The sequence below is a fragment of the Vitiosangium sp. GDMCC 1.1324 genome (genome assembly GCF_003044305.1).
Classification (GTDB): Bacteria; Myxococcota; Myxococcia; order Myxococcales; family Myxococcaceae; genus Archangium.
This window is the reverse complement of sequence record NZ_PZOX01000001.1, coordinates 13,919-38,125: the sequence shown is the minus strand read 5'-3', so window position 1 is coordinate 38,125 and position 24,207 is coordinate 13,919. Positions and strand designations below refer to the sequence as shown.

The 24,207-nt window shown below is 70.4% G+C and carries 16 protein-coding genes; 3 read left to right on the top strand and 13 right to left on the bottom strand.

Features of this window, described 5'->3' with window-relative positions; translation table 11 throughout:
- Positions 1–21: 21 nt before the first annotated feature.
- On the bottom strand, positions 22–795 hold the full coding sequence (locus tag DAT35_RS00145) for a 2,3-dihydro-2,3-dihydroxybenzoate dehydrogenase (protein WP_108064825.1): 774 nt from the start codon (positions 793–795) through the stop codon (positions 22–24).
- A 228-nt stretch (positions 796–1,023) separates the two neighbouring features.
- Between DAT35_RS00145 and DAT35_RS00140 the strand changes: the two genes are divergently transcribed.
- Positions 1,024–2,109 (top strand): Gfo/Idh/MocA family protein, encoded by a 1,086-nt coding sequence (locus DAT35_RS00140; RefSeq protein WP_108064824.1) that lies wholly within the window; start codon positions 1,024–1,026, stop codon positions 2,107–2,109.
- A gap of 22 nt (positions 2,110–2,131) precedes the next feature.
- The gene (locus tag DAT35_RS00135; protein ID WP_108064823.1) at positions 2,132–3,274 is read left to right on the top strand and encodes a Gfo/Idh/MocA family protein; all 1,143 of its coding nucleotides are present in this window, start codon (positions 2,132–2,134) and stop codon (positions 3,272–3,274) included.
- Positions 3,275–3,279: 5 nt separating this feature from the next.
- On the opposite strand, the gene DAT35_RS62045 is transcribed toward DAT35_RS00135, so the two are convergent.
- The 5 genes from DAT35_RS62045 to DAT35_RS00110 all read right to left on the bottom strand — a co-directional run bounded on the left by DAT35_RS62045 (position 3,280) and on the right by DAT35_RS00110 (position 9,425).
- A complete protein-coding gene (locus DAT35_RS62045; RefSeq protein WP_108064822.1) occupies positions 3,280–5,649 on the bottom strand; it encodes an SH3 domain-containing protein in 2,370 nt (789 codons plus the stop codon).
- A 59-nt stretch (positions 5,650–5,708) separates the two neighbouring features.
- Positions 5,709–6,485, bottom strand: a complete 777-nt coding sequence (locus tag DAT35_RS00125) for a PP2C family serine/threonine-protein phosphatase (RefSeq protein WP_108064821.1) — start codon at positions 6,483–6,485, stop codon at positions 5,709–5,711.
- Between the two features lie 17 nt (positions 6,486–6,502).
- Entirely contained in the window at positions 6,503–7,147 is a 645-nt protein-coding gene (locus DAT35_RS00120) for a VWA domain-containing protein (protein WP_233261223.1), read from the bottom strand.
- A gap of 174 nt (positions 7,148–7,321) precedes the next feature.
- Entirely contained in the window at positions 7,322–8,944 is a 1,623-nt protein-coding gene (locus DAT35_RS00115; RefSeq protein ID WP_108064819.1) for a carboxypeptidase-like regulatory domain-containing protein, read from the bottom strand.
- 46 nt (positions 8,945–8,990) lie between these two features.
- The gene (locus DAT35_RS00110) at positions 8,991–9,425 is read right to left on the bottom strand and encodes a hypothetical protein (RefSeq protein ID WP_108064818.1); all 435 of its coding nucleotides are present in this window, start codon (positions 9,423–9,425) and stop codon (positions 8,991–8,993) included.
- A gap of 205 nt (positions 9,426–9,630) precedes the next feature.
- On the opposite strand from DAT35_RS00110, the gene DAT35_RS00105 reads away from it, so the two are divergent.
- Positions 9,631–10,398 carry a spermidine synthase gene (locus DAT35_RS00105; protein ID WP_233261222.1) on the top strand — a complete coding sequence of 256 codons (768 nt, stop codon included), beginning with the start codon at positions 9,631–9,633 and terminating at the stop codon, positions 10,396–10,398.
- A gap of 19 nt (positions 10,399–10,417) precedes the next feature.
- Here the strand turns inward: DAT35_RS00105 and DAT35_RS00100 are convergent, their stop codons facing one another.
- From DAT35_RS00100 to DAT35_RS00070, 7 genes are read right to left on the bottom strand one after another with little or no spacing between them, the layout of a single operon-like run.
- Entirely contained in the window at positions 10,418–11,524 is a 1,107-nt protein-coding gene (locus tag DAT35_RS00100; protein ID WP_108064816.1) for an FAD-binding oxidoreductase, read from the bottom strand.
- A gap of 3 nt (positions 11,525–11,527) precedes the next feature.
- Positions 11,528–13,819: a lantibiotic dehydratase gene (locus tag DAT35_RS00095; RefSeq protein WP_108064815.1), complete on the bottom strand. Its 2,292-nt coding sequence runs from the start codon at positions 13,817–13,819 to the stop codon at positions 11,528–11,530.
- Complete coding sequence (locus tag DAT35_RS00090; RefSeq protein ID WP_108065582.1) at positions 13,816–15,324, bottom strand: hypothetical protein; 1,509 nt, start codon at positions 15,322–15,324, stop codon at positions 13,816–13,818. The genes DAT35_RS00095 and DAT35_RS00090 overlap by 4 nt, the downstream gene beginning before the upstream one ends.
- A complete protein-coding gene (locus tag DAT35_RS00085) occupies positions 15,321–17,624 on the bottom strand; it encodes a lantibiotic dehydratase (protein WP_108064814.1) in 2,304 nt (767 codons plus the stop codon). Before DAT35_RS00085 ends, DAT35_RS00090 begins: the two co-directional genes overlap by 4 nt.
- A 48-nt stretch (positions 17,625–17,672) precedes the next feature.
- Positions 17,673–20,987, bottom strand: a complete 3,315-nt coding sequence (locus DAT35_RS00080; RefSeq protein WP_199242759.1) for a serine/threonine-protein kinase — start codon at positions 20,985–20,987, stop codon at positions 17,673–17,675.
- Positions 20,988–20,998: 11 nt separating this feature from the next.
- The gene (locus DAT35_RS00075; protein ID WP_108064812.1) at positions 20,999–21,856 is read right to left on the bottom strand and encodes a hypothetical protein; all 858 of its coding nucleotides are present in this window, start codon (positions 21,854–21,856) and stop codon (positions 20,999–21,001) included.
- A gap of 9 nt (positions 21,857–21,865) precedes the next feature.
- Positions 21,866–24,130 (bottom strand): TonB-dependent receptor, encoded by a 2,265-nt coding sequence (locus DAT35_RS00070; RefSeq protein WP_108064811.1) that lies wholly within the window; start codon positions 24,128–24,130, stop codon positions 21,866–21,868.
- Positions 24,131–24,207: the final 77 nt, after the last annotated feature.

Sequence of the window (24,207 nt, the reverse complement as noted above, 5' to 3'; positions counted from 1 at the left end):
AGGTGGAGCTCCGGCTCGGACCTAGGCCCCCAGGGTCGCGCCGCCGTCGACGCACAGGTCGTGCAACGTGATGTGGCGAGCCCGGTCGGAGGCCAGGAAGGACACCGCGTGAGCGATGTCGGAGGGCGTGGCAATCCGGCGCAACGGGATGCCCACGCGGAAGGTCTCGGGCGAGCCAGCGATCATCGCCTGCGCGCCGTTCTCGTCGGTCCACAGCGCGCGCTGCATGGCCGTGTCGGTGGAGCCAGGAGACACCACGTTGCAGCGGATGTTGTGCTGGGCCAGCTCCAACCCCAGACATTTGGTGAACATGGTGGAGGCGGCCTTGGAGGCGGCATAGGCGGCCATCTGCATCCGCGGAACCCCGGAGGCATTCGAACCGACGGTGACAATCACCCCGGACTGGCGCGGCACCATGCGCCGGGCCACCGCGCGGGAGACATGGAATACCCCGTGGGTGTTGACCGCGAAGGTGGCCGCCCAGTCCTCGTCGCTGAGCGACACGGCCGGCCCCATCCGCAGCACACCGGCCACGTTGACCAGGATGCCGATGGGCCCCAGCTCGCGCTCGACCCGCTCGACCACCCGCTCCACCGCGGCGCTGTCACTGACATCCACCGGGAAGGCGGCGGCGCGGCACCCTCGCTCGCGCAGCTCCGCCACCAGCGAGGCCAGCCCCTCCTCCCGCATGTCCAGCGCCGCGATCACCGCGCCGTCGGCGAGCTCCCGCGCCACCGCTGCCCCAATGCCCTGCGCGGCGCCCGTCACCAGGGCCACTCTGGCCGTCGCTCCCATCCGCTCCTCCTCTGCTCCAGGGTGATGACCCACTGGGCTGTCCTGACGGCTGGCCTCACACCACCGTCCTAGATGAATCCCGGAAAATGAAAATGGTTATCATTATCATTTTCTCGATAAAGACCTGCCATATTCTTGTAGTGGTTGTCAAGAGATACCTCTGACGCAGTGAGCAATTGTTCTTTCCTGGGCTCACCTGCCTCCCTGGAATAGTTTCCGCCGCAAACAATGCGTGACGCCATTCGCTGGGGCATTCTCGGGACGGGACAGATAGCGGGACTCTTCGCGAAGGGGCTCCGGGAGATTCCCGAGGCCCGGCTGGTCGCGGTGGGCTCGCGCTCGAGCCAGAACGCGGAGCGCTTCGCCCGGCAGTACGGGGTTGCGCGCGCCTACGCGACCTACGAAGAGCTGGTGCGCGACGCGGAAGTGGACGTCGTCTACGTGGCCACGCCCCACACCGCGCACCGGGAGCACTGCGTGCTGGCGCTCGACCACGGCAAGCCGGTGCTGTGCGAGAAGCCCTTCACCGTGAACGCCGCCGAGGCCACCGCCGTGGTCGCCGCGGCCCGGGCTCGCGGGCTCTTCTGCATGGAAGCCATGTGGATGCACTTCGTCCCCGTGATGCGCGAGCTGGAGACGCTGGTGAGCGCGGGGACCATCGGAGACGTGCGCATGCTCACCGCGCACCTCGGCATACCCTTCGAGTTCGCGCCACAGCACCGCCTCTTCGACCCGGCGCTCGGCGGTGGCGCGCTGCTGGACCTGGGCGTCTACCCGCTGTCGCTCGCGCTGCGGCTGATGGGGAAGCCCATACGAATCTCCAGCCAGGCGGTGCTCGGGCGGACGGGAGTGGATGAGCAGTGCACCGTGCTCCTCGAGTTCCCCGAGGGGCGGCAGGCGGCGATCACCACCAGCCTGCGCAACCGCACGCCCGATGACGCGACGCTGATGGGCACGGAGGGGATGATCCACCTCCACGCTCCCATCTACCGCCCGGAGACGCTGTCGCTGGTGCGAACCCCTCGGATTGCACTGGCGAGTGAGACGTCACGGATTCGAGAGTTCGCGGACCGGCTCGGATTGGATCGGCTCACGCACAACCGCTGGGTGCGCGAGGCCGTCGACTTCGTACGCACCGAGCGGGTGACACGCCGGGTCATCGGCAACGGCTACGCGCACGAGGCCCTCGAGGTCATGCGCTGCCTGCGAGAGGGACTGTGGGAGAGCCCGCTCATGCCGCTCGCCGAGTCGGTGGAGTTGATGCGTACGGTGGATGCCATCCGCCTCGAATGGACACGCCAGGGCCGGGAGTAGGCACTGGGAAGGAAGTGAAGTCATGCGGATCGCCATCGTCGGTACCGGCTACGTGGCCGACTACTACCTGAGGACACTGCCCCGGCACCCACAACTTGAACTCGTGGGAGTCATGGACCGGGACGGGCCACGCGCCGAGCGCTTCGCGCGACACCACCGCGTGTCCAAGGTGTACCGCACCTACGAGGAGCTGCTCGCGGATGGCCGCGTGGAGTGCGTGGTGAACCTCACCAATCCGGGCAGCCACTACGCGCTGACGAAGGCTGCGCTGGAGGCGGGCAAGCACGTCTACTCGGAGAAGCCGCTGGCCACGGAGATGGCCCAGGCCGAGGAGCTGGTGGCCATCGCCGAATCCCGCGGGCTGCGGCTCGCGAGCGCTCCGTGCACCGTGCTCGGCGAGACGGCGCAGACGATGTGGAAGGCCCTGCGCGAGGAGCGCATCGGCCGGGTGCGCCTGGTGTACGCCGAGCTGGATGACGGGCCCATCCACCTGATGAAGCCCGAGCGGTGGCGCAGCGAGTCGGGCAGCCCCTGGCCGATGAAGGACGAGTACGAGGTCGGCTGCACGATGCAGCACGCGGGCTATTACATCACCTGGCTCGTGGCCTTCTTCGGCCCGGCCGTGCGCGTCGCGTCCTTCTCCACCGTGCTCACGCCGGACAAGGGCGTGGAAGTGGACCGGCTGACGCCGGACTTCAGCGTGGCGTGTATCGAGTTCCAGTCCGGCACGGTGGCGCGGCTCACGCACAGCATCTACGCGCCGTACAACCACGGGATGAGGCTCATCGGAGACCGGGGCATGCTGAGCACGAATGAGTGCTGGGTCTACGACGCACCCGTGCAACTGGGGCGGCGCGACGGGCTCGGGCTGAAGGCGGAGAAAAACCCGATCAAGGCGCGGCTGGTGGGCCTGGGCCCGGAGACACTGCCCCTGCTGCCCGGTCCCGGTCAGACCCGAGGACAGCGCAACCTGATGGATGTCTCGCGCGGCATCGCCGAGATGGCCGAGGCCGTGGCCCAGGAGCGTCCGTGCCGGCTGTCCCCGCGGTTCGCCCTGCACGTGAATGAAGTCACGCTCGCCATCCAGCACCCGGCGGAGCCCGGCGTTCCGAGGACGATGAAGACGACGTGCGACCCCATCGAGCCCATGCCCTGGGCGCGATAGTCCACTCAGGGCGTGGACCAGCAGCCCGGGCCCGTCCATCCCTCGCGGCCGCTCGTCAGCACCACCTTGCGCCACCCGCCCTCCTCCGCCACCACCTCCAGGTGGCTTCCCGCCGCCAGCCGCTCCAGCACCGGCGCCGCCGTCGTGGCCCTCTCCCGCGCCATGCAGTCCTGGGGCAGTACGTCGGCGGGTTTCTCGGGCTCCACCTGCTCCTGCGCTACCGGCGGTGTTGCCACCTTCGCCGGCTCCGCCACGCCCGTGGCCCGCGTCACCAGCCCCACCAGCCCTCCGAGCACCACCGCCGCAACCAGTCCCAGCACGTAGCGCCGGTCCTCCCACACTCGTGGCTTCAGCGCGGCCTCCATCGCCGCCTGCGCCGCGGGCATCCCCAGCGTGGCCCTCATCTTCATCTGCTGCGCCCCCTCCACCTTCTCCGCCAGCTCCCCCGAGCGCTTCACCATCTCCGCCGACCACGTTCGCAGCGGCGCCACCTCCGCCTCCAGCCTCGAGCGCAGCGAGGCCTTCCGCTGCAGGAAGTGTGAGATCAGCGCCCTCCGCTCCGCCTCGCTCACCGCCAGGCCCGGATCGAACCGGAAGCCCTTCTCCACTTCCTTCGCCCACGCCACCAGCCTCGCCGACCTCACCGCGCCAAAGCCCGGCACCTGCCTCACGTCCTCCTTCAGCACGTCGTACGCGGACTCGATTCCATAGCGCACCAGGTTCGACTTCAGCCCCTGCTTGATACCCTCGATCTCCTGGTCCTCGATGAGCGCGTTGCGCAGGAACTGCTCTCGCTGCAATGCCTCGCGATGCTGCAACTGCCGACGCTGCTCGGCCTCATACTCCGGTTGCAGCTTGCCGTACTCCGCTCGCAGCCCGTGCAGCAGCTGCCGCGCCCGCTCCGCCAGCCGGTTCAGCTCCTCCTTGAAGCGCTCGTACTCGGCCTGCACCGCCGCCAGGCCCGCCTCCGCCTGATGGAGCAGCCCCTGCTGCTCGGCCACCAGCGCCGGAAGCCGGAGCTCCCTTCGGCCCTTCCACCACAGCACCGAGGCACTCGCCAGCAGCGTGCAGCCCGGCACCAGCACCAGCTGCCCCAACCTCGGCGACGCCAGCACCAGCACCCACCAGCCCACCGTCGTCAGCACGCCTCCCACCAGCATGGCCAGGCTCGCCTGCCGCACCCGGTCCACCTCGGTCTGGAGATCCTCCGGCAGCCGCTCCGGCAACGCGGGCATCGGCGCGACCGGCACGGGCGTGGCCAGGTTCGGCGACAGCAGCCGCTGTGCCTCGACCCACAGCGGTTCGATCTCCTGGAAACCACACGTGAAGCCCTGCGGCCCCGGCGCCTGGTTCCGCGGGTGGGTGAAGAAGGCCACCCCGCGCGTCACCATCATCTGGCACCACGGGCAGGCCGCCAGGTGCTGCGGATATTTGTGCGTGGGCTCCTGTGGGCACGTGCGCAGCGAGCGCGCCAGCGTCTGCAGGCCCCGGTACCACGCCGTCGCCCCGGGCCGCCCCGTCCTCGAGGCCTCCGGTGCGAAGGCCTGCTCGAAGAGCGCCGTCAGCTCCACGGGCAGCGTGTCCAGCGGCAGGTGGATGGCCGGCGGCGCCATCTGCAGCGCCCTCGCGTTGCGCCCATAGGCGAAGCGGAACTCCCGGATGGCCCGCTCCGGCGTCATCTCCCCCTGTCCCGTGAAGACGCCCGTGAAGGGATGGCGCCCCAGGAAGAGCAGGTGGAAGAGCAGCACCGCCAGGCTGAAGCCCTCATTCGACGAGGTCCGCTCCAGCCCTCCGAAGGACTGGCCCTGAAGCTCGGGAGGCGTGAAGAGCGGCACGCCCACCTCGCAGCGGTACACCCGGCTCTCCGCACGAATCTGGAACGAGTCGCAGTCGATCAGCCGCACCGTGGCGTCCTTCGGGGACACCAGCAGGTTGCTCTCGTTCACGTCCCCCACCAGATGGCCGACCGCGTGCAGTTCCTCGAAGACGCTCGCGCAGTTGAGCGCCGTCTGCACCAGGAAGGCCCAGTCCGCCGCGGGGAACTCCTTGCGCCGGCTCGCCGTGGAGTACAGCAGGTGGATGGGCTTGTAGCCATTCACCCGGGACATGGTGAAGCCCCGCACCGGACCTCCGGCACGTCCCTCGTGCAGCACCTCGTGCGGCCAGGCCGCCAGCTTCTCCACTCCCGAGGGCGCATGGGCCGCCATCCACAGCAGCTTCTGGCCCTGCTCCACCGGCGGCGCCGTCAGGTACACCTTCGCCACGCGCTGCGGATCCCTCGGCAGCGTGTACACCGCGCCCTCGCCCCCCCGGCCCAGCTCCGGACCCAGGGCGATCCGCTCACCTCGCGCGTTGAAGAGGAGCGTCTGCGACACGGTCTACCCGCGGCATGGCGAGGACGTGCGCCCCGCTCCTGACAGAATGCACTTCGCGCTCATGGCTCCCCCCCGGTGGGTGCTCGACCTTCCCGGATGGCGAGCACGAGCGTCTTGTCATCATCCGTCCGCTCGTTCACCGCGGGCGAGTCCAGGAACGCGCGCAGGGGCACCACCAGGTCCTCCGGGTGCGCGGCGCCGCGCAACGCGGCGAACAGCGGCTCGAAGAAGGGACGGTGCACGGAGCGCGAGGCGAAGTGCAGCGCCAGCATCTGCAGCCCGTCGGTGAACAGCGCCACCTCGTCCACCGGCTCCCCGCTCGTCACCTGCAGCACCTGCTCCAGGTCCGGCGAGGTGACGAACCAAGTGGTGTTGGCGTACTCGCCCACCTGCGGCCAGAAGACGGGCACGTACTCCTCCCCCTGGCGCACGACGATCGCCCCATCTCCCACCTGCGCGAACACGGACGCGTGCTCCCCCACCACCGCCGTCAGCAGCGTGCAGGACAGCTCGCGCATCGGTACCTCGCGCCTCGAGGCCTCCTCCTCCAGGGCCTGCCGCACCTGCCGGTACCAGCCACGAACCACCTCCGGATCGCTCACGGCCCCCGGACCCTCGCGCTCGAGCGCCTCGCAAGCCAACTCGATGAAGCGCCGGCAGGCCAACGCCGAGCCCACCTGGCTCAGCGCCGCGCTGCCCGCACCATCGGAGCAGGCCACCACCAGAAAGGACTCCTGCCCCGGACACGTCGCCGTCCCCGCGCAGTTGTCCTGACAGGGCGTGGCCGAGCGCCGGTGCGAGGTCCCCTCCAGGGACTGCTGGAGCAGCCTCCACATGCGGATGGATCCTGTTCCTAGACGGAGGCCCAGCCGCCGGGCGCCGCCGGGTTGGCCAGCCTCACCTCGTCGGTCGTCTGCGAGCGGGACACGGCCTTCTGGGAGTTGGACAGCCACTGGAACAGGTCCCGGAAGCGCAGGCCGTCCAGCTTCAGCGGCTCACGCACCGACAGCTGCTTCAGCACGTCCAGGTTCGCCCCCTCCACGCCCACGGCGAAGAAGGAGAAGGCCTTGGCGGACTCGCCCTGGCGCACTCGCTCGGCGGCGGACTGCCACGCGTCCGTGGGGCCTCCATCCGTGATGAGGAAGATCCACGGCCGGTAGAAGAGGATGCCGTTCTGCCGGTAGAGGCTCTTGCGCGCCGACAGCATGTCCGTGGCCCGGACGATGGCCTCGCCCATGGGCGTGTTGCCCTCCGCCATCAGCGTGGGGGGAAAGAAGGCCTCGGCGGTGGAGAAGTCGTGCACCGTCTGCACCTGGCCCCCGAAGGTGACCACGGCCACCTCCACCCGCTTGGAGGCCAGACTGTCGGCCGCCAGTTCGTCGCGGTACTGCAACAGCCCCGCGTTGAGCGCCTCGATGGGGCGCCCGTTCATGGAGCCGGAGGTGTCCAGCAGCAGCACGCAGGGGCAGCGCGGCTCCGGGTTCTCTGCGAACGACAAGGCTCCAAACGGTACTTGCTCGGCCACGTGGCTCCCTCTCGGGTGCGCGGGGCGGGTCTCCCCCCCAGGCGGATCCCGGTGGATCTACCAGGGCGGCCCCGGGTTGAACAGGCACAGCAGGAGGGTGGATCAGCCCCAGCGGCGCCAGACGTGCGTTCCACGACGCCGGGCCGCTCACCCTCCGGGCAGGGAGCTGCGGACCCGGGCGGGCTCGGTCTCCGGGTTGTCCTTTCGCGCGGGCCTGCGAAGCAGCTTGAGCCTCAGATTCCCGGCCGGCAGGTACACCACTCCCCGAGCCCCGAAGAACGTGTCATCTGGCGAGAGCTCGTACGCGTAACGGCCGGGAGCAAGCCCGTCCACCGCGAAGCTCCCATCCCTGGCCGTCAGGGCAGTACCCCCTCCCGGGGGGACATCACCGCGCGTTTCCCCCGAAGGAGACGGGCCCCGTGCCGCGCGCGGAGAGAGGAGCACTCGGACACCGCTGATCCCCCGGCCCTCTGGATCCACGATGCGTCCGCGTGCCAGGGCCGCCGGCTGGAGGATGAAGTTGGCCGAGAGCGAGCCTTCCACGGACAGGTCCCCCTTCGTCGGCTCGAGCGGGGAGACATGGCCAGCGGCCCTGACGGCGAGAAGCACCTGACCCCGCTCCACGCACTCGAAGCGGTAGCGTCCGTCCGAAGAGGTGGTAGCGAGGCTCCTCCGCTCGACACCATCGCGGGTGAGCAGCAGTTCCACCGCCGCCCCTGGGATGGGCACCTCCTTGGGACGCAGGACGCGCCCGGTCACCTCGCCACAAGGCTCCAAGGAGAGCTGTACGTCCGAGGGGTCCCCATCGCCGGAGATGCGGACCGTCGCCGTCGCGAGTTCCTGTCCCTCGCGCGCCGACAGTGAGTAGGTGCCCGGTGGAAGTCCCTCGAGCCGGAAGCTCCCGTCCGCCTGGGTCTGCATCTGCCCCTGCAACCCCTGGCCCTCGAGTCGGACGCGAACGCCCGCCACGCCGTCCTTCCCCTGCCGGAGCACGCGGCCCGACAGTCTCCGAGGCATGTACAGGCCGAGCGCGACCTCGTCCCCACGCACCGGGCTCGCGTCCGCGAGGCGCCCGGGAAGCGAGGCGACCACGTGGTACTCGCCCGTGGGCACCCGCGGGAAGATCGTCCTTCCCTCGGCATCCGAGGCCGCCACGAAGGCGTAGCCTCCGGCCCGCGGCAGCAGCGCGACCTGGGTACCGGGAAGGGGCCGCCCCGAGTCGCCGTCCCTCACGACCACCGAGACGCTCCTGCCCGCTTCCAACGGAACCCGGGCCACGGTGGAGCCCGCGGGAATGGCGGCCACGAAGGCCGTCCCCATGGGGCCACTGGCCCAGAGATCGTAGGTGGCAGCCCGGAGGTTGGTGAGCTCGAACCAGCCATCGGCATCGCTCACGGTCTCGCGGAGCGGAGACCTGTAGCCGAGCCAGTCCGCCGTCTGCGCCAGCTCTCCCTTCATGGCGCCGCACTCGGGATCGAGGATCGTCGTCCCGGGTTCGCCATGGGAGCAGGCTCGCGCGGAGAGCGGCACGTCGGCATGGAGCACGGCGCGCACCGTCGCGCCCGCCACCGGCTTGCCCTCCCAGGTGACGACTCCCCGGAGGACGAGCGGACCCGAGGGCAGCGATTCTCGAACGATCGTTCGAGCGGAAGCGGTGGCCTCGGAGCGCGAAGGCTCGGAGGGCGCGTGCGCGCAGCCCGAGACGACGAGCACGAAGACTCCCACCACTGCACCCAGCAGGCGCGACACCCAGAGCTCCCGTACGGTCATGAGATGCGGCGGACTCTACCCTGCTCCACCGCCTCGGAGGCTCACCTCACAGGCCGAAGTCGCGGCGGATGCGCCCGACGGCCTCTAGGAGACCAGCCGATTCCAACTGGGCCGCGGTCCACCTCACCCCCCCGGCCAGGTCGTGGACGGTGACATACGGCGTGGGCAGGGGCCTGATGTGCAGGACGGCGCTCAGCGCCAGCCGGACGAAGGGAGAGGTGATGATGAGCGCACAGCCGAGCAACCGCTCGCGCATGAGTGCCGCGTGCTCCAGCACCCACTCGGCCTGGCGCTGGCGCTGTGCCACCGTGGGCATGACGAGCTGACCCATGTCGAGGACACTGACGTACAGATCGCCTCGCTGGAGATAGGCTGTCCCGCGGGCGAGGTACTCTTCGTACTCTGAATCCGTGGCCGCGCCCCGGAACCGGGAGATGAGCAGTGGCCAGTGCGAATCGTCAAAGGTGATGGATGCGCCCATGCCTCCTCCCGGGTCCAAGCATGCCCGATTCCCTGGTAACGAGAGGACCCGTGCCGGGGCCGCGAGGACACCTCCTCTGGTTGAATGAGAAGGCAGGGAGGAGAATTCCACCCGCCGGGTTGGGGGCCTGTTCCACTCGGAGTGTTGGACCGGGCAGCCTGACCGTGCTACCGAGCGCGTCCACGACTCCGCTCCGGAGGAGAAGGTGAGCCTTTCGGGAACAGTGGTCCATGAGGCCTCTTCGCCCTTCGGGACCGTGTACGTGGTGGACGAGGGCGACCAGCGCACGCTGCGCTTCGACAGCCCCGATGGCACCCTGCAGAGCGCCATCCTCAAGAGCGATCCGCTCGCGGTCCCGACGAGCTACGTGCGCGTGGCCACCGCCGGGCTCGCGCTCACGCGGGGCCGCTCCCGTGTGCTGGTGGTGGGGCTCGGAGGAGGCGCGTTCCCCATGCTGCTGCACCGGCTCCTGCCTGGCCGGGCGCGGGTGGATGTGGTGGAGCTCAACCCCGTGGTGGTGGACGTGGCCCGGCGTTTCTTCGGTGTCCGGGAGGATGCCCGGCTCCGCATCCTGGTGGATGACGGAGCACGCTTCATGGCGCGGCAGGGGACTCACTACGACGTCATCCTCCTCGATGCGTTCTCGGACAGCGGGACACCTGATCACCTGAAGGAATCGCGCTTCTTCGAGGACGTCCAGCGCAGGCTCAAGCCCGGTGGCGTCGCGGTGCTCAACATCGCGCTGGAGAAGCCGAGGAACGTGGCGCCGCGAATCGAGACGTTCGCCCGGGCCTTCGAGGACTGCGCGAAGCTGCGCGGCGCCTCGGAGTACAACAACCTCATCCTCGTGGGCACCCTGGAGCCCCTGCCCTCCGAACCCCTGTTCCGGCAGCAACTCTGGAGGCTCGCTCGCGAGCTGGACTTCCCCGCCCTGACCCAGAGCGTGGCGTCCTTCGAGCGGATCAAGGGCTGAACCCGGACATCCAGAATGACTACGAGTGCTCCGAAGCCGCCGCGAGCACACGCTCGGGCTCGAAGGCGGCGGCGATTTCGCTGTGGCCGTGCTCCATGAGCTCCGACACCGCTCGGCCCGTGAGCGCGCTCGTGAGGATGCCCTGCCCCGCGTGCCCGCTGGCGATCAGCACCACTTTCGTCCCCGGGTAGCGGCCAATGAGCGGCTTGCCCCCCGGCGTCACCGAGCGCAGTCCCGCCCACGCCTTTCCGAAGCGTGCCTCGCGCAGCTTCGGCGCCAGCTTCGCCACCGTCGCTCCCAGGTGCATCAGCCCCGTCGGCGTCACGTGGCACGCGAAACCGGCGTCTTCCTCGGTCGCTCCCACGACGATCTCCCCCATCCGCCACGGCGCCAGGTACGTAGGCCCCGACACCACCCGCGTCAGTCTCACGTCCGGACTGAAGATCGTCAGCATCTGCCCTCGCATCGGCTTCACCGGCAGCCCCGGCAGCCCCGCGATTCCCCCCGACCACGCCCCCGCGCACACCACCAGCCTTCCGGCTCGGAGCGTCTCGTGCTCCGTCCGTACCTCGACTCCGCCCTCCACCTCGGCCACTGCGCGTGCTCCTTCGCCCAGGCGCACCCGCACGCCCCTTCGGTGCAGGTCGTGGAGCAGCGCGTTGAGGTACGCCTCCGTGTCCACCATGAAGCCCTGCTCGGTCAGGAAGGCTCCGAGGATCGGCGTGCCCTCCAGCGCTGGCTCCAGTTCCACCACTCGCGTGGCATCCATCCAGGTGCCCAACCACTCGGGATGGTTCGCCGCCTTCTGTCCGAGCGCGTCCCGGCCCTTCGCGTCCATTGCCACCCGGAGCACGCCCTGTCCCCGGCGCAGGTGCAGGCCGTCACCCAGTGAGGCCAGCTCCTCGGCCAGCGCCCCGTGCGCCGCCCTCGTGAAGGCGAGCATGTCCGGGTCGTCCAACAGCCGCACCGAGGGAATCGCCACTCCCGCCGCCGCTCGCGAGCCCTGCCCTCCCGGGTCCATCGGGTCCAACACCGTCACCCGCGCCCCCAGCATCACCAGCCGGCGCGCCACGGACAGGCCCATCACTCCCGCTCCGAGTACGAGGACGTCCTGCATTGCGCTCATCGGTCAGCCTCCCTCCTCGCTCCAGCGCACCGCCTGCATCCGCATCTCGCAGGTGTAGCGGCCTCGCTCGTCCTTCAGCCACAGCTGCTCCGGTGCCGGATACATCTCCTCCACCGAGAGCTGCTCCGCCGCTCGCGACAGGTACAGCAGCAGTTCCAGCGCGAACGGCGAGGCCGTGTCGATCAGGTACGGCTTGCGCTCCGTGGAGCTGCGCATGAACACGAAGCGTGGCCAGCCGCTCGTGTGGCGCTCGCGCTCCACCGCGAGCAGCAGATCCAGCCCGCTCACCTGCGAGAACGTGGTGGTCGGCAGCTCCCACCGCTCCCGCTGGTACACCGCTCCGCCCACGCTGAGCCTCGGCAAGTGCCGGCCCTGGGTCCGCAGCTTCGCGTGCAGCACCTGCGGGTGCCCCAGCGCCGCGAACGGCGGGTACGTGTTGAAGTCGTCCAGCGGCATGTACAGTGAGAGCCTCTGCCCCTCCCCGTCCACCAGCACCGGCCCCTCGCGCGTGGGCAGCACCTTCACGTCGTGCGTCTTCAGCGCCCCCTGCTCCACGTCCAGCACGTCCGACACCGAGTACACCAGCCGCCGCCCCGGGAAGACGTAGAAGCCCTTGTTGCGCCGGCGGATGGCCAGCCCCACCAGCCCTCGCGCCGCCGGCTCGCGCTGCAACCACTGTCCCGCCACTGACTCGTAGCGCGCGCGATCCGGATAGAAGGCGCTCAGCCAGCTCCACAGCATCAGGTGGTGGTGCACCCGCGCGAGCATCACCTCGTAGCCGCTTCCCGTCGCCGCCAGGCACACGTCCGGTAGTGAGTAGCGGCCTCCAGGAGTGGACGTGCCCAGGAAGTCCTCGGGCAGCGTTCGGGCTCGCGACAGGTCCTCCTCGAGCTGGATGGGCGGCACCGGCGCGAAGCGGCTCCCCGCCACCTGGTCCGGCCTCAGCCGCACCGCGTACTCCAGGAAGTCCAGTGGCCGTTCCTCCGCGCCCAGCGCATCGCGCACCTGCTCGCGGTAGCTGCGCTGCACCCGGTCCCCGTACGCCGCCGAGAGTTCCAGTCCCCCGGACAGCTTCGCCGCCATCTCCTCGCTGAAGCGCCGCCCCAGCTTCAGCCGGAAGGGCGAGGACGCCTCCTCGTAAAGGATGAGCCGGTCCGAATACACCTGCCCCTCGCCTCGCCGCGCGGGCTTGCCCGTGTACTCGGTGAAGCGCGTCTCCAGCGTCTGCATCAGCTCCCGGCGGCGGGCCAGTCCCGCGCTCTCGAACTCGGCGCGCAGGCGCTCCAGCTCGTCCAGCCGCGACAGCCACCGCTCCCGGGCCTCCGATGCGGGCAGCGCCGCCACCGCCTCGCGCAGGCTCGTGAAGGCACCGAAGTCGTTGGCCACGAAGGGCAGCCCCAGCAGCACCAGCGCAGATTTCACCAGCGGCACCACCAGCCGCTCCACTCCCTCCACCGGCAGGCCCAGCGCGCGAGAGGCCGCGTCCAGCGTCGGCGCCGTGGGCAGCACCTCGAGCAACCGCTCCGCCTCCGGCGACAGCGCCACCTCCAGGTTCAACGGCGCGCAGCTCGCACGGCCCGCCTCCACCTTGAAGAGCGGATTGAGGCGCAGCGGCAGATATGGGCGCACCACCCGTTCACGGCCCACCGCCCGGGCCAGCTCCGTCACGGCCCAGAAGGTGAGGAAGGTGCGCCGCCGCGTGCTCCCGCTCGGCACCACGCGCACGTCCGTGCCGTCCTCTCCGTCACACTCGCCGTAGGAGATGGGGCCGAAGAAGCTCGTCGTCTCGTTCTTCGCGCAGAAGCGCTGGAGGTACGTGTAGACCTGTCTCTCCACCCGGCGCGCATCCGAGTTGTCCGGCCGTTGCTCCCCCTCCAGGTAGCGGGACCAGACGTTCTCGTACATGGCAGGGTTGGAGAAGAAGACGGCCTCCTGGATGGCGGGATCCGCGGCCCGCTCGCGCAGGCGCCTCCGCAGTTCCTGCCGCTCCTCCGCGTACCGCGTCGACAGCGCCGCTCGATGCGAGCGGTAGCGCTCCAGCTCCTGTGCGCATGCGGGCCCGTACTTCGGCTTGAGCGAGGGCTCCTTGCCGCGCTCCAACGCCTCGCGCGCTGCCCGGGCCGCGTCCTCGCCCGCGGCGGCTCGCACGGCCTCCACCAGCGCCCGCTCGTCCTCGAGCAGCACCGCCACCTCGGAGCGCAGCCCCTCCGAGAAGCCCAGGCCCTCCAACCAGTCGAACGGGAAACCCGCGTGACGGAGTACGAAGACGTCGCCCAGCGTCCAGCGCTCGCTCATGCGTGTACCCTCTCGAGGATCGCGCGGCCCACCAGCGCCGCTTCCACCTTGCCGCGCTGCGCCTCCGGCAGCGTCGCGAAGAGCTCACCCACCGTCACCGGCTGCTCGGCCCTCGCCACCATCGGCGCGAGCCTCGCGTCCATGGCCAGCACTCCGCCCGTGCGCAGGTTCGCCGCGTACCAGGAGGGTTTCACCACGCCATCCAGCCCCGCCGGCAGTTGCACCAGCGCGCAGTCTCCATCCAGCCTCACCCAGTCACCTCCAGGCGTCACGGGACTCGGGGGATGGAGCGACGCCCAGGCTACCCGGCCCGGGCTGAGCGGCGCGCGTTGCAGCAGTTTTCCCGCGAGCCCGTTGAGCAACTCCGGCAAGCGTGCCTGAGGAACCGTCCCGGGTGCCTCGAAGGGCACGGTGCGCGACAGGTCCCGGTCCTCGGGCGGCGCGAGGAAGCGCACCGGCACTCCCGCGAAGTCCTCGCCGGAGCGCCCGCGTGTCCAGTGGAACTGCCTCACTCCCGAAACCCAATCGAACACGGGCCGCTGTCCGAGCAGCACGAAGGTCCGCTCGTGCGTGGCCTCATCCACTCCCGGAGCCCCCACCCACCACTCCGCCACCACCCGGACTCCGGCCGAGCGCAGACGCTCCACCGAGGCGGCCAGCGAGTCCAACAGTACGCGCGTCCCGTCACTGCCCAACACCGAGCCCTCGTCCACCGAGCAGAAGCCCACCACCGCCGTGCGGCAGCCGCTCGCCACGAGGGCCTCCGGATCGCGCAAGGCACTCAGGGACACATGACCCGCCCAGGGCCCTCCGTCCGCCGGTGGATGCGCGCCCTCGGGCACCCAGGTGAGCGGCTCCGGGCCTTCCGCGTCCAGCGCCGACACCCGCCAACGCAGTGGAGCCACATCCTCGGGGAAGGACGCCCGCTGGAAAGCGGGGAGCGTTGCGAGCACCGCACGGTGGGTGGTGGCGAAGGGGCCCGCCACCTCCAGCGCAACCGAGGCCGGGCATGCCGCCGCGAGCGCCACCGCCGCCGGAAGTTGAAGGTCCTTCTCCAGCCACAACCGCACCCGCTCGGCACCCGGGAAGCGATCGGCCGCGCGAACCAGGTCCTCATTGAAGAGCGCGGGCCGCCCGATGCTCCGCTGCACGTCCGCCGAGCGCTCGGTGGTGCCGCCCTCCAGCTCGATGTCGTCCAGCCTCACGCGCACGCCCGCGGGTGGACCGGAGAGGGCCGTCAGCACCGCGCCCAGGGCCCGCAGGGGCCGGTACGCGTCCGCCCTCCCCCGCTTCCACAGCACGAGCGCGGCGCGCAGGAGCAGCAACTCCCGCATCGACTCGGGCGTGGCGGGCTCTCGCTCCCGCGTCTCCACGGCCCGAGCCAGCGTCTCCGGAACCATCACGCGCTGGCAGAAGGCACGCGCCACATCGAGCACCCGCCAGCCCTCGGGTGCATCCGGCACGCACGTCACGTCTCGGTGGGGAGGCAGCACGAGCAGCTTCATGAAGCGGTACCCCACAGGAAGCAGCAGCGCAGCTCCGCCGTGTGTCTCCCGCCCGCCGTGCCCAGCCACAGCTGTCCGGGTGCGGGAAGCATCTCCGACAGCAGCACCTCGCCCTTCTGCTCGAGCAGGTTGACGAAGACGCGCAGCAGCGCGGGACTGCGCACGTCGATGAGCACCGGCTTGCGCTCGCCCGGGAACTTCGCGAACACGTGCTCCGGCAGCCCCATCCGCGCCCAGATGGCCACCGCCGTCCGGAGCCGGGCCTTGTCGTCCTTGCACGCCAGGAGCGCTTCCCCGTCCGCGGCCTCCAGCCGCCACTGCTCGCGCTGCAACACCGCGCCACCCAGCACCAACCGCGGCGTATGCGCGCCCAGGGACACTCGCAGGGGACGGATGCGCGGCAGGGCGAAGGCCGTCTGCACCACGCTCTCCATCTCGCCGTTGTAGAGGCACACCTCCGAGCCCAATCGCGTGGACACCAGCCGCGCCGTGCGCCCGTCGCTCTCCACCAGGAGATCGTCGAAGGGCAACCGCCACGCCGAAGCCCGGGCGCTCACTCCACCCAACTCGACGACAGGGCCAGGGAACTCGGAGGGCAACAGGCCGGTGCGCCGCGAGGCCAGCACGGTGACGAAGGGCATCGGCCGCCGCAGCGCCCCGAGCGCCCGCACCATCTCGCTCTCCACCCGCCTGCGCTCCTCGTGGAACTGCAGCGCCCAGCCCCACACCAGGGCCGTGTCGTGCACGTCCCCCACCACCAGCTCGTAATCACCGCGGCCCCAGGCCTCCACGTCCGAGGCCCCCACGAGCAGATCGATCGACGTGACGATCGGCAGCTCCACGTCCGTGCGCGGCGTGGGAAGCACCGCCGGATCCAGCTCCACGCGGGAGGCCGCCGGGTCGGTGATGGCCGCCGCGAGCGCCGAGGCCACGGTGGTGTCATAGGGCCGCGGCCGCTCTCCATACGCCGCCACCACCTTCCAGAAAGGCACCGTCCGCGCACCCACCAGCGCCGCCACGGCGGAACGGGCCGCCTCGCGCGTGCGCAGCGCCGCCTCGCCCATCAACCCGAGCGCCGGCTCCAACCTCCGGGTCAGCTCTCGCGCCCGCTCGCCGCCCAGCGTGAGACGCAGGTCTCCGCCGCACTCCTCCCGCATCGGGAGCCGGTCTTGGTAGAAGTTATGGCTGTCGGACGTCGACGCGGGAGCCACGGGCGCCACGTTCCAGCGTTCCCGGGCGTGCTTCGCCATCTCCTCGTTGAGCACCATCTTGGCCGCCGCATCCGCCGCGCCGTAGCGCGCCATCAGCCGCAGCAGCTCCTCCAGCTCACGCAGATGCCCACGCGCCACCGGGCCAGGAACACCGGCGAGCCGCTCGGCCAGGTCCTCCAACGGATGGTGCGAGGCCGCGGGCACCTCGAGCTGGTGGGTGAACAGGTTGCGCTGCAAGCCGAAGCGGACGGCCTCGAGCAGCAGCGGCCACTCCACTCCGAGCGCCTCGCGCAGGGCCGACAGGGGCCGGGTTCCATCCACGGCCTCCACCAGTCTCGGGAGCAGTTCCTCCATGCTCGAGGGGCTGGGCGCCGCTCCCTTGCTCGGGGGCAGTGCGGCGAAGGACTTGCGGCGCAGGACGAGCCAGGGCGCCACCTCCGGGTCGGCCGCGATGGCGCGCACCAGGCCCAGCACCAACCACGAGGCGGCGAAGGTGTTACGCCCCACCAGCAACTCCGGGCCGGACCAGCGCACCGTGACACCCGTGGGCGCCTCGGGCTCCACCCGGCCGTAGTTGATGGGGCCGAAGAAGCTCATCGTCTCGTTCTTCGCGCACAGGCGCTGCAGGTAGCTGGCCACCTGCCGCTTCAGCCGCGCCCCGTCCCGGCCGGCGATCAAGTCCCTCGCCACCGGCGGGCTGGAGCTCGCCACCGCCTCCAAAAAGCGGGGCTCGGTGCGCAGCGCCGCGAGCGACTCCTCCACCCGAGCCGACTCCCGGGTGAACGCCGCCTCGAATTCGGACGCGGCCTCCTGCGCGGCGCGAGCGTGGACGTTGTAGGCGGCGAAGAACTCGGGGGACTCCAGGCCTGCCACGTCCACCGGGCGTCCCGCCTTCAACGCCGCCAGCACGGCGGACGGCGGCCGGCGCAGGCGAGGACCGCTGGCCTTCAGCGCCTCCAACTCACGCTGCTCGGCCCACAGCTTCCGAGCGCTCGCCGCCGCCTCGGGACAACCCAGACGCTCCAGCCGCTCGAAGGCAAAACCGGTGGTGCGGACAACGAGGTGAGGAAAGAGATTCCAGCCCTTCATGGGTGACGCACCCCGGCCCTTCGGCCCCTGCGGAGAGAGGGGAACTCCCTACTTCCTTGGCAGCGGCAGGACGTCCACCTCCTGCCCTGGCACCGCCATCACCCACCGGGACCACACCGGCTGGTTGGGGCAGGTGACGATCACCTCGATCTCCTTGCCAGCCTCGATGGGCATCGACACGGGCGTCGCACCGGGAGCCATCTCCGAGCCCACCTTGACGAAGCAACCCGTCTGCCCGCCGACGCTCAGCTTGCCCTTGCTTCCCGGTTCCGGCCGGGCCTCGGGCAGGGTGCGCACGTCGATGACGTCCTTGCGCACGGCGATGCCGAAGCGGCGCAGCTGACCATTCACCGCGGTCGACACGACGCTCTGGCTGGCGCCTTCCAGGTTGAGACCGCTGGGGTCCTCCACCCGGAGGCCGGCGACGTACAACTGCTCGCCCGCCTCGCGGTTGATCACCTCGACGCCGCCGCCCGAGAGCACCTTCGGAACTACCACGGCGGCCCCGCCGATGACCAGGAGCCCGACGACGCCGATGAGGACCCACTTGAGCGGCGAAGACCCGGACGCGGCGGGCTTGACGGCGGGCCTGGCCGCGGACGTGGCCGGAGCCGTGGCGGGCGGAGCCACGGGGGCATGGCTCTTGGAATGAACACCCACGGGAGCGGGCGCGGGCCCCACGTGGGTCGCCGCGCGGCCGGACACCGGGACGGCGGGCTGCAACGCGGGCCCGGAGGGACGAGGAGGCACCGCGGGTGCGGAGGACAGGGACGGACGCGCCGGCGTGGGCGCGGAGGAGAAGGACGGGCGCGCCGGCATGGGCGCCGCCGGAGCCGGTGCGGCGGGATGCACGGGCGCGACACCGGGCGAGGACATGGCCCCTGGACGAGAGGCCACGGTCGGAGGCGGAGGCGCAACGGCCGGAGCCGAGGCCTTCACCGTCGGAGGCTCGGGCGGCAGCGAGTTGGGCGCGATGAGGCCCTGCTGCACAGGCCGGTAGACCTCGGTGCGCTCTTCCCCACCCGTGGGAGCCGGAACGGCCGTCGGCGTCGGAATGGGAGGAGCTGGCGGGCGCACGGCCGCCTGGGACTGCGAAACGGGGCCATACTGCCCGGTGCCGCTCGGAGTTCCAGGCCGGGAGGGGGTTCCCGACTTCCCGGGCACAGGCGTGTCCGAGAACGCCACCTCGCCCGTACTTCCCGGAGCGGGAGCGCGCATGCTGCCCGACGGGGTTCCATGCCCCGCCACGCTCGGGAAGGAGCCGGTGGCTGGGCTGGGGGTGGTGGGCCCGAACTCCGCGAGCCTGTCACCCAGCGTGGCCTTGAAGAACTGGGCCACCGCCGCCGGCGACGAGTTGAGCCGGTGATGGGCCATCACCGCCTCGAGCTCCTCGCGCATGGCCGCGGCGGACGGCGTGCGGCGCGCCGGATCCTTCACCAGGGCGCGCAGGATCAGGTCCGACACGTCCTGGGGGATAGTCGGCTTGAGCTGCGACGGTACGGGCGCTGGCTCGCGGACGATGGCGTTGAGCGTGGCCGCGTCGTGGTCGCGCTTGAAGGGCAGCTGACCGGTGAGCAGCTCGAAGAGCACCACGCCCAGGGCGAACACGTCATTGCGCGCGTCCAGGGGCCGGCCCGCGGCGGCCTCGGGGGAGATATAGGAGATCTTCCCCTTGAGCACGCCCGCCTGGGTGTTCTCCTCACCCTGCACCTTGGCGATGCCGAAGTCGCTCAGCTTGATGGCGCCATCGAGCGAGATGAGGACGTTGTGGGGGCTCACGTCGCGGTGCACCACCGGGTGGGGCACACCGGCCGGGTCCACGTAGCTGTGCGCGTAGTGCAGGCCCGCGGCCGTCTCGGCGACGATGCGCAGCGCGTGCTCGAGCGGCAGGGCGAGCCCCTTGCGCCGCAGCTCGTTCGTCAGCTTCTTGAGGTCCGGGCCACGCACGTACTCCATGAGGATGTACGCCACGCCGTCGTTCATGCCCACGTCGAACGTCTGCACGACGTTGGGGTGCGTGAGGCGCGCGTTGGCCCGCGCCTCGGCGAAGAGCATGTCGACGAACTCCGCATTCTCCGCGAACTGCGGGAGAATCTTCTTCATCACCACGAACTTCTCGAACCCCTTCACGCCCACCTGCTTGGCGAGGAACACCTCGGCCATGCCGCCCTGGCCCAGCCGGCGGATGACCTGAAGCTTGGTGGCGCTGATGGAGTTGCTGATGTCCGAGCCGCTGCCGCCCTTGTTGGCGTTCGGATCCACGTTGGTGGAGCCGAACAGGTACTGGCTGAGGGCCCGGGCCTCGAGCGCCTCGATGTCCTCCAGCGGGTGCTCCACCAGCGACGAGCGGCTGAGCAGGGGCACCAGTTGGGGCATGGAAGGCAGACGCGCGCTCCCGCCGCAGATGGGGCACTGACGCTCGGGGCTGGCGTTGGCACGCTGCTTGGCCAGGTACTCGGAGGCCAGGGCGCGCTGCTGGTGCTCGTGACCGCAGTTGCGGCACTCGCACGGCAGCCACAGCGTGCCGATCTGCGCGGCGAGCGGTTTGGTGAAGCGGGTCAGCGCGTTGAGCACCGGCGGGGGCACCCGGCACAGCACCACCTTGCCGCCCTGCGCCGCCGTGCTCAGCACCTGCTCCAGCTTGGGGACGGCCTCGGGCTCCACCTTGGTGACGTGGGCGAAGTCGAAGGCGACGCGCCCCTCCAGGCCCGAGGCCAGCCGACGTACGTTCAGGTCCCCCTTCAGCTCGCTGGCCAGCGTGATGTACGTGATGTCGTCCTGGACGATCTTCAGGTGCGTGGTGAGCGCGCTGGGAGCGCTGGGCGTGGTGGCGCGCAGGTAGCGCATCACCACCGGATCCACCGTGCCGAACTGCTGACGCTTGGCGTAGTCGAAGAACTCGCTGGGCAGGTCCGCGAACTCCAGCTTGCCGGCGCACACCGGGCAGGAGTGCTCGGGGGCGCGGCCCTCGGCGATGATGGCCGCCTCCGCCTGCAGGTCCACCAGGCGCAGCCGATCCTCGCCACAGGCGCGGCACGTGTAGGGCGCCAGCACCGACAGCACCCGGGCCACGCCGGCGAAGCCCTCCACCATGTTGAGCTGGTCCACCATCACCGGTGGCGCGTTGACCACGTAGAGCGAGATGCCCCCGGGAGGCAGCTTGCTGGCGAACTCGATCCACCGCCGCACGCCGAAGGAGCTGATGCGCTCCACCTGGCCGAGGTCGACGATGATGAGACCGCCCACGTCCGACGAGGTGGACGTCAGCGGGAAGGTCTCGTCGATGACGCCAGCGATGCGGACGTGGTTGATGGTACCCACGCGCACGCGGCTGATAGTGGCATTGGAACCCTGCGTCTCCACCGTCCCACTCCTCATTCCGACTTGAAGTACAGCAACGACTTGGGAAGCGCGGCGCGGCGGCGCGCCTCCCCGAGCCCTACTACGCCCAACATCCGCGTCTCCTTGCCCGGCACGACGCGGACCGCGATCAGATCACACGCTTCCACGATGCGCCGCATTCCCAGCCCCGCCCCGCCGCCCGAGGCATTCACCTGCATCCGCCCCCCCAACGAGGATACCGCCCGCGCGATGGGCCCGGGAGGCAGCCGTCCGAAGAGATCCACCGCCTCCAAAAAGATACCGCCCTCCCCTACACAGAAAGACACCTGGCACACGTGCTCTGGCGCAACGGACTGCACCGATTCGCGCCGATGGGCGTAGAGCGGCGTGCCGTGGGCGTCCACCGGAGCGTCCAGCAGCGCGTTGGCGGCCAGCTCGTGCATCACCTCGGCCGCGAGGTTCGCCGCGCTCCGGCTGCCCCTGGAGGCCTCCACCAGCGCGGCCGCCTCGGAGGAGGCGCCCTTGATGTCCACCACTCGCTCCAGCCACAACTTCGCCACCGCGACCCCGGGAGGCAGGAGCGGCTCGCCGCGCAGGAGCGAGGCCAGCACCCGCACCTCCCACGCGGACGGGGTGCCTCCGGGCTCGCGCGTGGCCAGCAGCAGCGCCGGGGGTTCTCTCTCCAGGAGCGCCGCGTGGGACGGGCCCAGACGGCCGTCAAAGAGGACCAGCTCGCGTGCCGGGACCCTCGCACCCACCCCACCCGACACCAGGGGCAGACCTCCTCGCACGAGCGTGGGCGCGGCCTGCTCCAGCGTGGCGGGAGCCAGGGAGGGATCCGCGATGAGATGGAGGCCGGTGGCGGCCCCCGGATGGTGGGCGACTCTCACGGTGACGGCTCAGTACTGGAATTTGACCTCGCTGAAGAGGCTCAGCGGGGGCGCGGGGAATCCGTGGGACTCCTCGTACTTCGCGTTGAAGAGGTTGGAGCCGAGCACCGACACCGTCAGGCCCTTGGTGACATTGGCTCCCACGCGGGCGGTGGCGGTGAAGTAGCCAGGCAGCTTCACCCGCTCGGGCTGGCCGGTGTCCACGTTCGCCACGTAGCCCGGATCGAAGCGGTCGCCCACATAGAGGGCATACAGCTCGGCGAAGGCGAACTTGCCAAAGTTCGTCCGGCCGCGCACGTACACGCGGTGCTGGGGCGCGTAGTCGAGCTGCTGCTGCGGCCGGCCCTCGAAGGCGAGCGAGCGCGCATCCAGGAACTGGTACGCCACGTCGAACGAGGAGTTGATGGCCGCCAGTTGCGCCGCGGCCTCCAGCTCGAGGCCCGCCACGCGGGCGTCACCGATGTTCTTGAACTGGGACGTGGAGCCGAAGAGGAGCTCCTGGTTGATGAAGTTCTTGGCCAGGTTGTAGAAGCCCGTGCCCGTCATGCGCACCGTGCGGTCGAACGGCCAGAAGTCGACCGAGGCCTCGACGGTGTCCAGCGTCTCGGCGCGCAGGTTGCCGTTGCCCAGCAGGGTGGCCGCATACATCTGCTGGTTGATGGCCAGCTCCGCCAGCGTGGGCGCGCGGAAGGCGCGGCCATAGTTGGCGCGGAAGGTCAGGTCCGGGCGCGCGTGGAACACGACGCTGGCGCGAGGGGAGAGCTGATCCGAGCGGGCCTGCCAGACCTTCTCCGGAATCATGTACTTGTCGTAGCGGGCGCCCGCGCTGACCACGAGCTGGCTGAGCGGCCGGTACTCCGCGTCCACGAAGCCGCCGAGGATCTGCTGCTGGGTGTCGTCCAGCGACAGGCCGGGCAGCACGTTGGGGTTGTTGACCAGGTCGTTCTTGTAGTCACCGCCGAAGGTAACGGTGAGGTCGCCCAGGGTGAGCAGCGCGCGGGCCTCGGCGCCCAGCCGGCGGCGCTTGCCGAGCGGCTCCTGGGGGCTGTCCGAGTTGAAGGCGTTCTCCATCTCCACCTGGCGGCGCTTGAAGAGGGTGTACGCCTGGGCGAACACGCGCACGTTGTCCGTGATCTGCTGGTCGATCTGCGCGCTCGCGTTGAAGTTCTGGACGTGCTCCACGTCGTTGGGCGTGTAGTGGCAACGGCCGCAGTTGCCCACGGTGGAGATCTGCTGGCCACCCGGACGGCCGATGTCGCCGGTGGTGAAGGAGGCATCCAGCGCCACGTTCTTCACGTGCACCTTGCCGCTCACCTGGTGCACCAGCGAGTCCTCGTTGTGGTCCACGCGGCCCAGCTTCGTGTCATTGAAGAGCTGCGGGCCGTCCGAGCCGAAGCCGTAGTAGCTGACGAGCGCCTCCACGGGGCCGCCACGGCCCGCCGCGGTGGCCTGTGCGCGCCAGGTGCGATCCTGGCCCGCCAGCAACCGCGCGTCCGCGCCCCAGTTGCGCCCCTCCTGCATCAGGTCCGACGGCTGGCGCTCGATGATGTTGATGACGCCGCTGAAGGCGTTGGAGCCGTAGAGCGAGGAGCCGGGGCCCCGGATGACTTCAATCTGCTTCAGGTTGTTCAGCGGCGTGGTCTCGTCCGCGTAGAACTGGCCCGTCCAGGGATCCGTCAGCGGCCGGCCGTCCTTGAGCAGCAGGAGCCGGTTGGAGAGGTAGTTGGAGCCCAGGCCGCGAGCGCTCACCGCGGCCTTGCGCATGGCGCCGCGCCGGCACTCCATGCCGGGGAAGTACTGGATGGCCTCGCACAGGGTGAACTGGCCGGTGCCCTCCAGCTCCTCGGCGGGAATCCAGGAGACGGTCATCGGCACGTCCGCGATGCGCTGGTTGCGCTTGGACGCGGTGGACACCACCGCCTCGCTCAGCAACTGCTGGACGGACTCCTCGAGCGAGGAGTCGCTGGAGGTGGCGAGCGGATCCGGAATGTCCACCCCGGCCAGCCCCGAGGGCGGAGGCAGCGGCCGCGAGGTGGAGGGGCCCGTGAAGGGCGCGCGCTGGGGGACGTTGGACGTGGAGGGAGCCGGCAGCGGCAGCTTGCGCGCCTTCGGGGCATCCGACGCCGGGGAGGCCGAAGGCTGGGCAACGGACGCGTTCGCCGCGCTCTTGGAAGCGGGCGGAGAGGATTTCGTCTGGGCCGCCCCACTGCTGGAGGCGAGGCCACACATCAGCCCGACGAGGGCCGGGAGCCAGGCGATTCGAGTCGAGTGCATCGGTGTCTACGTCCCGCGAGTGGAAGGAGAAGCGTTCGAGGACACGTCCTTGGTCGTACTGACCGGCGCGCTCCCCA